Annotated in this window: 2 pseudogenes; both read left to right on the top strand. The window is 59.1% G+C overall.

Annotation, left to right across the window (positions count from 1 at the left end):
- Positions 1-103 (top strand): annotated as a pseudogene (locus ACR0JB_RS21825) (D-glycerate dehydrogenase); the annotation flags it as partial.
- 79 nt (positions 104-182) lie between these two features.
- A pseudogene (gene glyA / locus ACR0JB_RS21820) lies at positions 183-501 on the top strand (serine hydroxymethyltransferase); the annotation flags it as partial.

Raw genomic sequence — 501 nt, 5'->3', positions numbered from 1 at the left:
GGGCAGCGCAACGCGCGAGGCCCGCGAAGCGATGGGCTTCCGCGTTCTAGATAATCTGAGTGACTTTTTCCAAGGCCGTGAACCACGTGACCGGGTGATCTGACACCCTGTTCACCCCGAACAATGACTGCTGATGCGGCCTTAACCGCTGCATCGACCCTCTTCCACAGGAGATATGCCCCGTGAATGTCCCGCATCGTCTAGACGGTTTTTTCACCCAATCCCTATCCGACCGTGACCCTGAGCTTTTTGGCTCGATCACATCTGAGCTGGGCCGCCAGCGCGACGAGATCGAGTTGATCGCGTCCGAGAACATCGTCTCTGCCGCCGTGATGGAGGCGCAGGGCTCGGTGATGACCAACAAATACGCCGAAGGCTATCCTGGTCGGCGGTATTACGGCGGCTGCCAATTCGTTGATATCGCTGAAAACCTGGCCATCGACCGCGCCAAGCAGCTGTTTGGGTGTGACTTCGCCAACGTGCAGCCGAACTCGGGCAGCC

The organism is Ruegeria sp. BI7, assembly GCF_056537925.1.
The sequence above is the reverse complement of the archived record's forward strand: the minus strand, read 5'-3'. Positions and strand labels throughout refer to the sequence as shown.